The following is a 14,056-nucleotide window of genomic DNA, read 5'->3' on the forward strand; positions in this document are numbered from 1 at the left end:
AACACCGCCCGTTTTGGGGACCTCGGTACAGGCAGGCCGGGAAATCCCCTCTTTTATTCGTGCAGCTTCACCTGCACCCGCCAGCGCCCCGCGTCCTCTGCACCGGCCCATTCGCCGTGCAGAGGGCGCGCGGCGACCACCGTCAGCAGCAAGCCTTCCTTGCTCCTCTGCACTTTCCAGCTCACCGGTTTGCCTTGCAGGCTCAATTGCCCCTGCTGGCGCTTGCCCTGAGCCTCGAACAACAACGCCACCGTGCCCTCGACATTCTCACCGTGCAGCTGGGGCTCGGCGTTGAACCACAGCTCCAGGCCATCCTGCACCACCTGCACCTGCTGCAGTTCGCGTTCCTCGGGCGTGGTCAGGCGGCCGATCATCAGCCCGACCATCAAGCCGACGATCGCCAGCGACAGCATCACCCGCGGCAACGCCTTCGAACGCTCGTCCGGTTCAGGGGTAGAATGCCCGTCATCTTCACGCTTGGAGCCGTGCATGTTTCACGTCATCCTTTTTCAACCAGAAATTCCGCCGAATACCGGCAACATCATTCGCCTGTGCGCCAACAGCGGCTGCGACCTGCACCTGATCGAGCCCATCAGCTTCGAACTGGATGACAAGCGCCTGCGACGCGCAGGGCTGGATTACCACGAGTATGCCACGCTCAAGCGCCACGAGAGCCTGGCCGGATGCCTGGAAAGCCTCGGTAACCCACGGCTGTTCGCGTTCACCACCAAGGGCTCGCGGCCGTTCCACGAAGTGGCTTACCAGCCGGGCGATGCCTTCTTGTTCGGGCCGGAGAGCCGAGGCCTGCCAGCCGAGGTGCTGGACAGCCTGCCGGGCGAACAGCGCCTGCGCCTGCCGATGCGGCCAGGGTGCCGTAGCCTGAACCTGTCCAATACCGTGGCGGTGACGGTGTACGAGGCATGGCGGCAGAACGGGTTCGCCGGGAGCTGATCTTGCGCCCGTACCGGCCTTTTCGCGGGCGTGCCCGCTCCCACAGGTACAGCGCAGCACTTGAAAGCGGCGCCCTACCTGTGGGGGCGGGCCCGCGAAAAAGGGCCGGCACAGGCAACAAAAAAGCGCCCCGAGAGGCGCTTTCCTGATACCGGCAGCTATTACTGCATGGTCGGCGCTTCGCCGGCTTCCTGCATGCGCTGCATTTCCTGCGCATACAGGGCGTCGAAGTTGACCGGCGACAGCATCAGGGCCGGGAACGAACCGCGGGTCACCAGGCTGTCCAGCGTCTCACGGGCATACGGGAACAGAATGTTCGGGCAGAACGCGCCCAGGGTGTGGCTCATCGAAGCCGCATCCAGGTTCTTGATCAGGAAGATACCGGCCTGCTGCACTTCAGCGATGAACGCGACCTCTTCACCGTTTTTCACGGTAACCGACAGGGTCAGCACCACCTCGTGGAAGTCGCCTTCCAGGGCCTTCTGCTTGGTGTTCAGGTCCAGGGCTACGCTCGGCTCCCAGGACTGGCGGAAGATCTGCGGGCTTTTCGGCGCCTCGAACGACAGATCGCGCACATAGATGCGCTGCATGGAGAACTGAGGGCTGTTGTCTTCTGCAGCAGCGCCGTTGGTCTGTTGGTCAGTCATGGCAGGTCCTTATCCTAATGTTTTTGAATGCTGGGCAAATCAGGCCGCCAGCAGCGCGTCGAGCTTGCCGGCGCGCTCCAGGGCATAGAGGTCATCGCATCCACCGACATGGGTGCTGCCGATCCAGATCTGCGGCACCGATGTGCGGCCGGCCTTCTGGCTCATCTCGGCACGAACCTGTGGCTTGCCGTCGACCTTGATTTCCTCGAAGGCCACGCCCTTGCTCTCGAGCAGGTACTTGGCGCGCATGCAGTAGGGGCAGTAGTCGCTGGAGTAGACGATGACGGGCTTCATATCACTTCACCAGTGGCAGGTTATCGGCTTTCCAGCTGGAAACGCCACCGCTCAGCTTGGCGGCGGTGTAGCCAGCCTTGAGCAGCTCGCTGCAGATAGCACCCGACTGCTGGCCCATTGCGTCGACGACGATCAGGGTCTTCGCCTTGTGCTTTTCCAGCTCGCTCAGACGGTTGACCACTTTGTCCTGCGGAATGTTGATCGCGCCGACGATATGACCTGCGGCGTATTCCTTGGACGGGCGGATGTCGAGGACCAGGCCCTTGTCAGCATTGACCAGAGCGGTCAGCTGGCCATTGCTCAAGCTCTGGCCGCCACGACGGATTTCATTGAGCAGCAGCAGGACCAGCAGAACAACGAAGATCGCAACCAGGATGTAGTGATCTGTCGCGAATTGAATCAGGTGAGCAACCATCAGCGGTGTTCCAGGCGATTGAAAATGTCGGCCAGTATACACAGCACCCTTATTACCACCAAAGCCCGACGGGCCGGCGGCAAAGCCACCTTCACCCTGCCAGCCCGTGCGCGCCGGTCGGGGGATGGGACGAATATTCGCCGCCGCTGGCGTATTTGCCCTAAAATGCGTGTCTTTATCATCTTTGAACAACCGTGAGTTTGATTGATGAGTACGCCCAAACCCCTGGTCCTGATCATCCTGGATGGCTTCGGCCACAGCGAAAGCCCCGAATACAACGCCATCTACGCCGCCAACACACCGGTCTATGACCGCCTGCGCGCCAGCCAGCCGCATGGCCTCATTTCCGGCTCGGGCATGGATGTCGGCCTGCCGGACGGGCAGATGGGCAACTCCGAAGTCGGCCACATGAACCTTGGTGCCGGGCGCGTCGTCTACCAGGACTTCACCCGGGTAACCAAGGCCATCCGCGACGGCGAGTTCTTCGAAAACCCGGTGCTGACCGCTGCGGTGGACAAGGCAGCCAGTGCCGGCAAGGCCGTGCACATCCTCGGCCTGCTGTCCGACGGCGGCGTGCACAGCCACCAGGACCACCTGGTGGCCATGGCCGAACTGGCTGCGCAACGGGGCGCCGAAAAGATCTACCTGCACGCCTTCCTCGATGGCCGCGACACGCCACCACGCAGCGCGCAATCGTCCATCGAACTGCTCGATGCAACATTCGCCAGGCTGGGCAAGGGCCGCATCGCCAGCCTCATTGGCCGTTACTACGCCATGGACCGCGACAACCGCTGGGACCGCGTCAGCGCCGCCTACAACCTGATCGTCGACAGCGCTGCCGAATACACTGCCGACACCGCCCTGGCAGGCCTGGAAGCTGCCTACGCGCGTGACGAGAGCGACGAGTTCGTCAAGGCCACGCGCATCGGCGCAGCGGTCAAGGTTGAAGATGGCGACGCCGTGGTGTTCATGAACTTCCGCGCCGACCGTGCCCGCGAGTTGTCGCGGGTGTTCGTCGAAGCCGACTTCAACGAATTTCCGCGCGCCCGCCTGCCCAAGCTGGCAGCCTACATCGGCCTCACCCAGTACTCGGCGAAGATCCCGGCGCCTGCCGCCTTTGCTCCGGCCAGCCTGAACAATGTGCTGGGCGAGTACCTGGCGAAAAACGGCAAGACCCAGCTGCGCATTGCCGAAACCGAGAAGTACGCGCACGTGACCTTCTTCTTCTCCGGTGGCCGCGAAGAGCCGTTCGAAGGCGAAGAGCGCATTCTGATCCCGTCGCCGAAGGTCGCCACCTACGACCTGCAGCCGGAAATGAGCGCGCCGGAGGTGACCGACCGCATCGTCGAAGCCATCGAGCAGCAACGCTATGACGTGATCGTGGTCAACTACGCCAACGGCGACATGGTTGGCCACACGGGTGTATTCGAGGCGGCAGTGAAGGCTGTCGAGGCCCTGGATGGCTGCGTCGGCCGCATCGTCGACGCGCTGGACAAGGTGGGCGGCGAAGCGCTGATCACCGCCGACCACGGCAACGTCGAGCAGATGGAAGACGAAAGCACCGGCCAGGCGCACACCGCGCACACCACCGAGCCGGTGCCGTTCATCTATGTTGGCAAGCGCAACCTGAAAGTGCGTGATGGCGGCGTGCTGGCCGACGTGGCGCCGACCATGCTGAAGCTGCTGGGGCTGGAAAAGCCGGTGGAAATGACCGGAACCTCCATCCTGGTTGACGCCTGACCTCGTGGTAAAGGGGCCGCTTTGCGGCCCGTCGCGAAACAAGGCCGCTCCTCCAAGGGATCGCGTGATGCCTTTGGAAGCTGCCTTGCGTGGCGAAAGGGCTGCGCAGCAGCCCTCTTTCCACATGAATTCCAGACAAACGCCCCCCTGCACCCGCAGCGAGGCGTTTTTTTTGCACGCCCACGCGGGCATACTAGGCCAGTCTCCATCCTTGGTACGCCAAACCCCATGCTTCGCGCCCTGATCCTCCTAGCCCTGTCTTGCCTGCTCAGTCCGGCCTTTGCCGATGAGCGTGCACAGACCCAGCAGCAACTGGACGCCACCCGCCAGGATATTGCCGAGCTCAAGAAGACGCTGAGCAAGCTCCAGGAAGAAAAGGCCGGTGTGCAGAAGGACCTCAAAGCCACCGAGACCGATATCGGCAACCTCGAAAAGCAGGTGGAGGCGCTGCAGCAAGAACTAAAAAAGACCGAGGGCGAGCTGGAGCGCCTTGATACCGAGAAAAAAAAACTCCAGAGCGCCCGCGTTGAACAACAACGACTGATTGCCATCCAGGCCCGTTCGGCCTACCAGAACGGCCGTGAGGAATACCTCAAGCTGCTGCTCAACCAGCAGAACCCCGAGAAGTTTGCCCGCACCCTCACCTACTACGACTACCTGAGCAAGGCGCGCCTGGAGCAGCTGCGCACCTTCAACGAGACCCTGCGCCAGCTGGCCAACGTGGAGAAGGACATTGCCACCCAGCAGCAACAGCTGCTGGCCCAGCGCGCCGACCTCGACAGCCGCCGCCAGGCCCTTGAAGCCGAACGTGGCAAACGCCAGCAGGTACTGGCCAAGCTCAACAGCGACATGAAGGACCGCGACCAGAAGCTGCAGTCGCGCGAGCAGGACCAGGCCGACCTGGCCAAAGTACTCAAGACCATCGAGGAAACCCTTGCCCGCCAGGCCCGCGAGGCCGAGGAGGCGCGCAAGAAAGCCTTGCTGGCCCAGCAGGAGGCGGAAAAACGCCGCCAGCAAGAGGCCCTGGCTGCGGCCGCCGCCCGCGAGCAGGACAGCGAACCCGCAGAGCCACCGAAAAAGGCCCGCACCACCCTGGGCCCGATGGTTTCCAGCGACGGCGCGAGCTACGGTGGCGCATTTTCTGCTGCGCGGGGAAAACTTCCCTGGCCAGTCAATGGTCGATTGCTGGCGCGCTTCGGTGATGCCCGCGGCAGCGATGCCCGTGCCAAGTGGGACGGGGTAATGATCAGCGCCAGCCCGGGCACCCAGGTACGTGCCGTGCACGGCGGGCGTGTGGTGTTTGCCGACTGGTTGCGCGGTGCCGGGCTTCTGGTCATCCTCGACCATGGCAACGGTTACCTGAGCCTGTATGGGCATAACCAGAGCCTGCTCAAGAGCGCCGGTGATATCGTCAAGGCCGGCGAAGCCATTTCCACCGTTGGCGACAGCGGCGGCCAGGATGCCGCCGGCTTGTATTTCGCCATTCGCCAGCAGGGCCGGCCTACCGACCCTTCGCAATGGTGCCGGGGCTAGTCAAATTTCTACGGCGTAGCCCACGGGCCACGCCGATGCTCCGCAGGGAGCGCTTACAGGATCAGGAGTTCGTTCGACATGCTGCACTCGCCTCGTCTCACCCAGCTGGCCCTGTCCATCGCCCTGGCGGTGGGCGCGCCCCTGGCCACTGCCGCAGAGCCGGCCAAGCCAGCAGCGGTACCGGCCACCGAGGTGACCGCCAAGGCTCCCCTGCCGCTTGAGGAGCTGCGTACCTTCGCCGAGGTCATGGACCGCATCAAGGCGGCCTACGTGGAGCCGGTGGACGACAAGACCCTGCTGGAAAACGCCATCAAGGGCATGCTCAGCAACCTCGACCCGCACTCGGCCTACCTCGGCCCCGAGGACTTCCAGGAGCTGCAGGAAAGCACCAGCGGCGAGTTTGGCGGGCTGGGTATCGAAGTGGGCCAGGAGGACGGCTTCATCAAGGTGGTCTCGCCCATCGATGACACCCCGGCCTCGCGCGCCGGCGTGCAGGCGGGCGACCTGATCGTCAAGATCAACGGCGCCCCGACCCGTGGCCAGACCATGACCGAGGCGGTCGACAAGATGCGCGGCAAGGTCGGAGAGAAGATCACCCTGACCCTGGTGCGCGATGGCGGTACCCCGTTCGACGTGACCCTTGCCCGTGCAGTCATCCAGGTCAAGAGCGTGAAGAGCCAGTTGCTGGAAAACGACTACGGCTACATTCGCATCACCCAGTTCCAGGTCAAGACCGGCGACGAAGTGGGCAAGGCCCTGGCCAAGCTGCGCAAGGACAACGGCAAGAAGCTGCGCGGTGTGGTGCTGGACCTGCGCAACAACCCCGGTGGCGTGCTGCAATCGGCGGTGGAAGTGGCCGACCACTTCCTGACCAAGGGCCTGATCGTCTACACCAAGGGCCGCATCGCCAACTCCGAGCTGCGCTTCTCGGCCGACCCGGCCGATGCCAGCGAAGGCGTGCCATTGGTGGTGCTGATCAACGGCGGCAGCGCCTCGGCTTCGGAAATCGTCGCCGGCGCCCTGCAGGACCAGAAGCGCGCCGTGCTGATGGGTACCGACAGCTTCGGCAAAGGCTCGGTGCAGACCGTGCTGCCGCTGGCCAACGACCGCGCCCTGAAGCTGACCACTGCGTTGTACTTCACCCCCAATGGTCGCTCGATCCAGGCCCAGGGCATCGTCCCCGACATCGAAGTGCGCCCAGCCAAGCTCACCGCCGAAGCCGACACCGACAACTTCAAGGAAGCCGACCTGCAGGGCCACCTGGGCAACGGCAACGGCGGCGCCGACCGCCCGACCGGCAGCGGCAAGCGCAAGGAGCGGCCACAGGATGACGACTTCCAGCTGAGCCAGGCCCTGAGCCTGCTCAAAGGCCTGAACATCACCAAGGGCGACTGACCCACCCCATGCGTTATCTGCTGTGTCTGTTGTTCTGCCTGTTGGCCGGGGTCGCGCACGCGGCACCGGCCGGCAAGGCCTATATGAGCATCATCATCGACGACCTGGGCCAGAGCCCCGAGCGTGACAGTCGCACCCTGGCCCTGCCCGGGCCGGTGACCATGGCGATCATGCCTGATACCCCACATGCCACCGACTTCGCCCGCCAGGCACACAAGGCCGGCAGGACGGTCATCCTGCACATGCCCATGGACCCGGCCACCGGGCCCTATGCCTGGCACCCTGGCCTGCCCATCGAAGCGCTGGCGCAGCGCCTGGACAGCGCGTTGCTCAAGGTGCCCTACGCTGCTGGCATCAACAATCACATGGGCAGCCGCATGACGGCCCAGCGCGAAGCCATGGCCTGGCTGATGGGCGAGTTGCAACGGCGTCACCTGTTCTTCGTCGACAGCCGCACCAGCGCCGCCACGGTGGCCGCAGCCGAAGCTCAGGCACAAGGCCTGGCACATGTCTCGCGGGATGTGTTTCTCGACGACGTGCGCACCACCGAGGCCATTACCGAGCAACTGCAACAAGGTATCGCCCTGGCGCACAAGCAAGGCTCGGCAGTGTTGATCGGCCATCCCTACCCGCAAACGCTGGAGGTGCTGGCACGCGAGCTGCCCCGCCTGAAAGGCCAGGGGATAACCTTGCTCGACCTGCCACAGATGATTGCCGAACGGAGCAACCAGGCGATGCCGGCGCATGGCAGGCATGGCCGCTACAGCAATCGCTGAGCGTGCTCTTCACCTATGTACCGCCAAACACCCCGATAGCGGCTTCACCCTTCGTCCTCCATCCCAAGGAGGTACGACATGCTAAAACCATCGATCCTGGCGACACTGGGCTTGACGCTATTCAGCAACCTGGCTGGCGCCAATGCCCCTGCCAGCACGTTCGCCGAGCCGGTAACCTTGTACAACAACGCTGGACAAAGCTCCCAGTGGACCGGTGTCGGTCGGCTGATTTCACAGAACAGGCACTGCATCGGTACGCTGCTGGACAGCCGCGACGCCAATAGCGACCCGGCTGCACCGGCCTATGTTGTGACAGCCGGTCACTGCGTTGGCGGCATCAATGGCAAGGTTCTCGTGGACCAGGCGATCAGCGGCAGCATCAGTTTCAATTATTTCCTCGATACACAAGACCAGCGCCATACCGTGCGCCTGAAACGAACCGTATGGAACAGCTTGCAGGGTGCCGACCTTGCGCTTCTGGAGCTCGACGCCACACTGGAGGAACTGTTGGCGCTCGGTATAACGCCAGTCAAACCCGGCATATCCCCGCCATCGGGAAATGCAGTCCAGATAGCCGGCGAGCCAAGTTCGATCGGCAAAGGCTTGCGCCTGTACACCTGTACCGAGCGCTCCCAGGGCACATCCAGTGTCGGTAGCTGGGTATGGCGCCATGCCAAGCGTAACGATTGCCAAGGCCTGGATGAGGGCGCCTCCGGCAGCCCGGTCGTGGACACCGTCAGCAATCGCCTGGTCAGCATTGCCAACAGCCTGCATGACAACGAGGTTGGTGCAATCCCGGTGCAACGCCTTAATGGCTGCTTCAGTGCAGGGCGCGCAGACCTCGACCTGGAAGATTGCCAGTTGCTGCCGGGCTTTCAACTCGAGCCACAGGGCAACAGCTTCAAAACACTGACCAAGGCCCGAGGCGTGGCTGATGAGCCCCTAGAGCCTGCGCGCTGGGGCTTCCAGTTCCTGATCGATACACCGCGCTACCGCTACAAAACCAGCACAGACGCACTCGCCTGCGAAGACCCGGTTGGCTACAGCGGCACCATTTCTTCGAGCGAAACCCTGATCAATGACCCGATCGGCCCCGAGCCCGGTACTCACTACTTGTGCCTGATCGGCATACAGTCGCCAGAGCAACTGCCATCTCGGGCGCTGATGGCCAACAGCCTTAGCGTCAAGGTGGACCTGCTGCCACCGGGCAGGCCCATGGCTCGGGTGATGACTGAACACTTGCCCGACGGTGGCGCACGCATCAGTTGGCTGCGAGACCCTGATGTCGTGTTCTACCGGGTAAAGCGTGGTGCACCGGCAACGACAGACTGCAATGACCAGTCAGGCTATCGCCTGCTGCGCGCACAGAGCCGCGACATTCCGGGCTCGGCCTTGCCGTTGAAGCTGTGCAGTGTCGCCATCGATGTGATTGGGCAAAGTTCTGAGTTCCGCAGCGACCTGCTGCAAGCTACTGCACCGTAACAAGCCGCCCGAGCCTGCGGTACCTGGGCATGAACGCCGGGTACCGCAGGTTGCGCCTTGTGACCCGGCGGCTCAATGGAACGGAATGATCCCTCTGGCTTGCTCCAGCGTCAGCCTGCCGCGGTGCAGCCGTTGCCCCGAAATTGCAGCGAGGCGGCTGCTCATGCGACGCTGGCTCCAGATCTTCAGGTGGCCGGCAGTGAAATCCTCGGCGAAATCGTCAGGCGACCGGAAATGGAAGTGTGCGGCCCACAGGTTACGTCTGCCCGGTAGGCGCATCACCCGATATTCATCAAAGGCACTATTGTCCTGCATGGTTCGGCGCTCGCAGTATTCGACCTCGATCAGGCCCTCGGCGTGGAGAAAGCGCAGGGCTTCGGCGGAGGGATAGTTGGTGTCCGTGTAAAGGGTGATGAGCTGCAGCTTCTTTTCTGCACGTAGCGCATCCACCTCTCGCTCCACGGTCCTCAGCAGTGCGTCATTGCCACCCGCAGCACGCACGGTGCTCGCTGCCTGAGCCAGTTTGTCCAGTTGCTGGTCGAACAACTGGGCAAGCAAGGCACCCTTGATATCGTTCTGAACGTATGACTTGGCTTTCACCCGCACGGAATTGTTCTCGTCCAACAGTGACTGCACCCACATGGCCAGATCGCTGGGGGGGGCTTCGTCAGATAACAACGGACGCTCATCCTCACGCTGGCGCCAGTCGTCCCCCACTTTTTCGAAGGTGGCCAACACTCGATTGCTGACGGCCTCGCGCACCTCCAACAGTTGCTGCCCCTGAAATTCGATCTCGGTTCCGATCAATAGCTGGCCCTGAGCATTACGCACCACCTGCTGCGGCACGCTGGACACCGCATAAGGCGTACGCTTGGCGGCCACGCTGGGGTCATCCTGCTCACGAACTGCCTCGACCAGGCGACTGCCAGCATCGAGTTTGAGCTTGCCGACATGTTCCCGGTATCGATCGATGATCGTCGGCTCGATCAGGGCCCCACCCTCATTGCGAATGCGGTCGCTGTTAAGCAGTGCAGCACTGTATTCGTCCCAGGCTTCCTGCAGGATGACAATCCTGTCCTGGGCCGTCAGCCTGGCAAAGTCCAGTTCACCGTGAGCTTCAGCCGCATTGCGCAGGCTCAGGCCAGCCAGTTCCTCCTTGTAGCCGGCAATCAGGTTTTGACCGGTGCCGCTGTCTTGATGCAACGCCAGTTCCGCCAGGCTCAATACCTGGTTGAAACGCAGCTGAACCGTACTGAACTCGCGCTTGGCAATAAACTGGCCAACGGTGCGCCCAGGTTCGCCCGACGAACCACTAACCGTGAAATTGTCTGGAGTATCGGCTAACACCTGATCGAGATTCTCGTATCCCGTGAGGATGCGTTCCTGCATGCCGACAACGGCCTCCAGTTTGAGGCGAAACCTTCGATACAACTGAACGACTTCAGCAATTGGCTGCCCATCCAGGGCCTTTTGCATCTCGACCAGTTCGGGATAGTCCACAAGGCTCCACAGTCCATTGATGATGAAGTCGTTATTGCGAATAAGCCCCTCACGAACAGTGGCCTCGTGCTGTGTAAGCACCGGATCCCAACCGCCTTTCAGCCGTTCGCTGGTGTATTTGGGTTCCCTGATGATCGCCAGCAGCTGCAGTATTGCCTTTTCGGCGCTGACTGCAGCCTCCCGGTGCTGTATCGACTGGTCCCTTTGCTCGAAGTCGTTTCGTTCCAACTCGTTTATGCGTTCATCGTAGCGCTGTAGCAGACCTTGCAAATTCGCTGCCTCGTCCCCCTCGGGCAGCGAGGATTGTTTTTCGGCTGCCTTGGCTCTGAGGTCCCTGAGGGTTTGCAGCTTTTGCTTCGACTCCAGCGAACTCAGGGCCAGCCTGCCGAATTGTTCTCGTGCAAGGTCGACCTGTTGGTCTAGCTGGTTGACCTTTTGATGCAGTTCGCGAAACCGGGTCGCCAGCCGATCGCGGGCGGCTTTGGGCGGCATACCGGCCTTCAGGCAGAGTGACGCGTCGACTCGCCAGAAGCCTTCGGCAAAACTCAGCCAGGGCCCTGGGGCTCCCTTGGCATCGACCACCTGCACGCCATAGGGCTTTTGCTCGACACGGTAGACATACCCGCCCAAGGCTACGTAATAGTTATCGTCAATGCGGTACAACCCCGCCGCTTCGCCGGCACTCAACGGTTTCAGGCCATTGAGCGATACACCTGAACGCATGGCCATGAGTTTTTTCTTCAGTTGTTCCGGTAACCAGTTGACGCCACCCCGGCCTCGGTAGGCATGATCAAGCCAGGGGCCAGGCAACGCCTCGCCAGATGCCGGCGCCACCTCCAGCGGAGCGACAGCGATCTCGGCAAAAGCCCCGCGCTGTGCCTCAGGCCCTTCGACTACTGCCGCGCTGGGCAATTCATGCCTCGGCATTGCCTGGGCGGGTTGCCTGGCATGCAGCAACACCATGCCCATGTTCAGCATCAGGTCGGCAGTTGCAGCCGCACGATCGAACTCGTCGTCACGCTCGAGGGCTTCAAGATCGTGCTCCAAGGAAGCCAGCAGTTGCACCAACCAGGCAATGGATGCCACTGGGCCACGGACTGCCAACGTCACGACATCGAACAACAGCCACGCGCCCTCGCACAGGTTTTGCCAGCGGTTCTCGGCATTGGATACAGACTGGTCGTCAGCGAGCCTGACCAGCAAATCCCGATTCGCCGCATACAGTTTCTCGTCAATGTCGCTACGCCAGTAGCTGATGGCCAGCTGGGCAGGTTCCGGACGCACAGGCTGAACGTAAGGATCGATGCCAATGGCACTGATGTGGGGTTCGCTGAAGCCTCCATGGTCGTATATTGCCCTGACGCTCGGCTCCATCCAGTCGAGAATGCTGTCCTGCAGAATCTTCGACTCGCGCACATGCTCGAGCAAAGCCGGCAAGCTGGAATATTCGCGAAGCGTGTCCTGCGCGAACAAAGGGCGGTAAAGCAATGCCAATGAGGGCTCTGCGCAATACAGGATGTACATGCAGCGCACCATGTCCGTTTTCGTGGACGTTGCGCTGCGCTTGAATGCCAACGGCATCAACGTCATGCGCGGCGTGTCCGCGTCGACTTGCCCGGCACAGAAGTCGACTACACATTGCAGCCCTGGCTCTCTGATCTTTCCGTCCAGCTTGGCAGTGATCGCAGTGGCGAGCAGAGCCGCACGCCATTCCCCCCCCAGACGCTTGACCCGTTCCGCGCGCCTGGCCGGATCGTCCAGCTGCGCAGCGACATAGGCAGGGTAATGGCTGCCGATATCTACCTTGGTGACAAGCGCTCTGGCAGCGTTGGCGTCCAGCCATGGCGGCACTTCGCCTCCGTTGTGCAGATAAATGCGCTCAATGCTCGCGCCCTTGAGGGAATCAAGGTTACCGATGGCGAATTCGGTGAGCGTCTTGCTGCCAGCGAAAACGAGTGGTTCGCCGCCGCCAGTGCCTGTTGCCGATCCTCCCGGCACCCCACGGGCAAGGTAAAGGTCGAACATCAGCTCGTCCGGTGAGCTGTCAGCCCGATGATCCTCGCGGATTTGCGCGACCAGCTTCTGGCGAGCGTAATCGGTCAGCGACTGAATGCCATCCAGCGCTGCGACGCCTCCCGAGTCGAGCTGATACAACGCGATCTGCAGCAACGCGGCACTGCACGCAAAGCTGTCCTGCGCAACGCCGCCCTGCAAACCCGGAGGTGCTGTCACTGCCGGGGTGTCATCCTGATACACCTCGAACCAGGACGAAGGGTCGCCAAGCAGCGCAAAACGCTGCTCAAGGGCCGCAATATCCTTGATGCCAAGATAGCGGGCTCGCTCAATCCGTTGCAGCAGCGTGTCGAGCAAAAGCGAAACCTGCTGGGCAAACACATTGCCGTAGGCTGGATAGCGTTGCCAACTCATCTGTTCAAAGGCATAGACTTGGGCCATTTCGTCACGCAATGCGAGGCCAAACGCGCTCAGCGAGTCGAAGCTGCGTACCGCCCCCGAAGGGGCGCACCACAGAATGACCTCGCGTTCATCCCACTCGCCACAAACCAACATCTGGCATTGCATTTGCTCGTGTTGCAGGGACGCACTGGTCAGCCGGGTCTGGACGAAGTACACCGGAGGCTGGTCGTCACCGCCGTGTAGCAGGCCACGGATACACGCTTGCTCCTGGGGGGCCAGCCCTTGCAAAGGCAAGCTGCGCAGCAGAGCGATCCTGAGCAGCAACTGCAACCATTCGTCGCGACTGACGCCGGCGCTGCCCTTGGCCCGCCAGTACTCGAGCTGAGCCTCGCAGAAGTGTTGTGGAAGCTCCGCCACCAGCTCATTGAGCGCAGATGACAGGCCTGATAACCGACGGGTATCGAGTTCACTTTCCGAGCCGGGGAAACGATAGACGCCAGTCAGCCCGAGATTGTAATGGCGGCCATCAGCCAGTGGCTCGAGGTTCAGCGGTTGCGGATCGAGCAAGGCTTGCAGAACCCGGTCCACCAAGGGGCCGGTGGTCCAATAGTTGGTGTAGGGCTCTGGGCTGTCCAGTGTCAGCGGGCCGGCCGTTGTCAAGGCTGGGGTGACATTGGCCAACCATGGCAACTCCGCCAGCAACACGCGCAGCAGCTGTGCACTGGCGACCTGGCGCAGGGTCGGCCGATCGTCGAACTGCCTGGCAACGGCCTGCCTGAAATCAAAGACTGGAACCTGGGTAGGGGTCATGCTGGGTGCCTCCGCCTCGAAAAACGCTAGGCTGCGGCAAGCCGGCCCGTTACCCGCAGTACATATTGCTCAAAAAAAAAGGCCTTGCTCTGTCGGGC

General features: G+C 62.2%; 11 protein-coding genes. 6 read left to right on the forward strand and 5 right to left on the reverse strand.

What is annotated here, in order from left to right; all coding sequences use genetic code 11:
* Positions 1-53: 53 nt before the first annotated feature.
* Complete coding sequence (locus tag HG549_RS23725) at positions 54-491, reverse strand: hypothetical protein (RefSeq protein ID WP_170033288.1); 438 nt, start codon at positions 489-491, stop codon at positions 54-56.
* On the opposite strand from HG549_RS23725, the gene trmL reads away from it, so the two are divergent.
* Positions 490-951: a tRNA (uridine(34)/cytosine(34)/5-carboxymethylaminomethyluridine(34)-2'-O)-methyltransferase TrmL gene (trmL, locus tag HG549_RS23730; protein WP_170033290.1), complete on the forward strand. Its 462-nt coding sequence runs from the start codon at positions 490-492 to the stop codon at positions 949-951. The genes HG549_RS23725 and trmL overlap by 2 nt on opposite strands.
* 161 nt (positions 952-1,112) lie before the next feature.
* Here the strand turns inward: trmL and secB are convergent, their stop codons facing one another.
* From secB to HG549_RS23745, 3 genes are read right to left on the reverse strand one after another with little or no spacing between them, the layout of a single operon-like run.
* On the reverse strand, positions 1,113-1,598 hold the full coding sequence (gene secB, locus HG549_RS23735; RefSeq protein ID WP_170033292.1) for a protein-export chaperone SecB: 486 nt from the start codon (positions 1,596-1,598) through the stop codon (positions 1,113-1,115).
* Positions 1,599-1,637: 39 nt separating this feature from the next.
* Entirely contained in the window at positions 1,638-1,892 is a 255-nt protein-coding gene (grxC, locus tag HG549_RS23740) for a glutaredoxin 3 (RefSeq protein ID WP_003249204.1), read from the reverse strand.
* Position 1,893: 1 nt separating this feature from the next.
* Complete coding sequence (locus HG549_RS23745; RefSeq protein WP_170033294.1) at positions 1,894-2,307, reverse strand: rhodanese-like domain-containing protein; 414 nt, start codon at positions 2,305-2,307, stop codon at positions 1,894-1,896.
* Between the two features lie 204 nt (positions 2,308-2,511).
* On the opposite strand from HG549_RS23745, the gene gpmI reads away from it, so the two are divergent.
* From gpmI to HG549_RS23770, 5 genes are all read left to right on the forward strand, one after another.
* The gene (gpmI, locus tag HG549_RS23750; RefSeq protein ID WP_170033296.1) at positions 2,512-4,047 is read left to right on the forward strand and encodes a 2,3-bisphosphoglycerate-independent phosphoglycerate mutase; all 1,536 of its coding nucleotides are present in this window, start codon (positions 2,512-2,514) and stop codon (positions 4,045-4,047) included.
* Between the two features lie 228 nt (positions 4,048-4,275).
* Positions 4,276-5,580, forward strand: a complete 1,305-nt coding sequence (locus HG549_RS23755; RefSeq protein ID WP_170033298.1) for a murein hydrolase activator EnvC — start codon at positions 4,276-4,278, stop codon at positions 5,578-5,580.
* Between the two features lie 78 nt (positions 5,581-5,658).
* Entirely contained in the window at positions 5,659-6,975 is a 1,317-nt protein-coding gene (locus HG549_RS23760) for a S41 family peptidase (protein ID WP_170033300.1), read from the forward strand.
* An 8-nt stretch (positions 6,976-6,983) separates the two neighbouring features.
* Positions 6,984-7,751, forward strand: a complete 768-nt coding sequence (locus HG549_RS23765; RefSeq protein ID WP_170033302.1) for a divergent polysaccharide deacetylase family protein — start codon at positions 6,984-6,986, stop codon at positions 7,749-7,751.
* Positions 7,752-7,829: 78 nt separating this feature from the next.
* Positions 7,830-9,233: a trypsin-like peptidase domain-containing protein gene (locus HG549_RS23770; RefSeq protein WP_170033304.1), complete on the forward strand. Its 1,404-nt coding sequence runs from the start codon at positions 7,830-7,832 to the stop codon at positions 9,231-9,233.
* A 72-nt stretch (positions 9,234-9,305) separates the two neighbouring features.
* On the opposite strand, the gene HG549_RS23775 is transcribed toward HG549_RS23770, so the two are convergent.
* Positions 9,306-13,958, reverse strand: a complete 4,653-nt coding sequence (locus HG549_RS23775; protein WP_170033306.1) for a dermonecrotic toxin domain-containing protein — start codon at positions 13,956-13,958, stop codon at positions 9,306-9,308.
* Between the last annotated feature and the right edge of the window lie 98 nt (positions 13,959-14,056).

Origin of the sequence: Pseudomonas sp. SK (assembly GCF_012975065.1) — a bacterium.
GTDB lineage: Bacteria > Pseudomonadota > Gammaproteobacteria > Pseudomonadales > Pseudomonadaceae > Aquipseudomonas > Aquipseudomonas anuradhapurensis.

Coding starts and splice junctions, on each gene's coding strand:
- HG549_RS23745 (WP_170033294.1), bottom strand. CDS start 2,307: ATGGTTGCTCACCTGATTCAATTCGCGACAGATCACTACATCCTGGTT.
- HG549_RS23765 (WP_170033302.1), top strand. CDS start 6,984: ATGCGTTATCTGCTGTGTCTGTTGTTCTGCCTGTTGGCCGGGGTCGCG.
- HG549_RS23770 (WP_170033304.1), top strand. CDS start 7,830: ATGCTAAAACCATCGATCCTGGCGACACTGGGCTTGACGCTATTCAGC.
- HG549_RS23755 (WP_170033298.1), top strand. CDS start 4,276: ATGCTTCGCGCCCTGATCCTCCTAGCCCTGTCTTGCCTGCTCAGTCCG.
- secB (WP_170033292.1), bottom strand. CDS start 1,598: ATGACTGACCAACAGACCAACGGCGCTGCTGCAGAAGACAACAGCCCT.
- trmL (WP_170033290.1), top strand. CDS start 490: ATGTTTCACGTCATCCTTTTTCAACCAGAAATTCCGCCGAATACCGGC.
- HG549_RS23760 (WP_170033300.1), top strand. CDS start 5,659: ATGCTGCACTCGCCTCGTCTCACCCAGCTGGCCCTGTCCATCGCCCTG.
- HG549_RS23775 (WP_170033306.1), bottom strand. CDS start 13,958: ATGACCCCTACCCAGGTTCCAGTCTTTGATTTCAGGCAGGCCGTTGCC.
- HG549_RS23725 (WP_170033288.1), bottom strand. CDS start 491: ATGCACGGCTCCAAGCGTGAAGATGACGGGCATTCTACCCCTGAACCG.
- grxC (WP_003249204.1), bottom strand. CDS start 1,892: ATGAAGCCCGTCATCGTCTACTCCAGCGACTACTGCCCCTACTGCATG.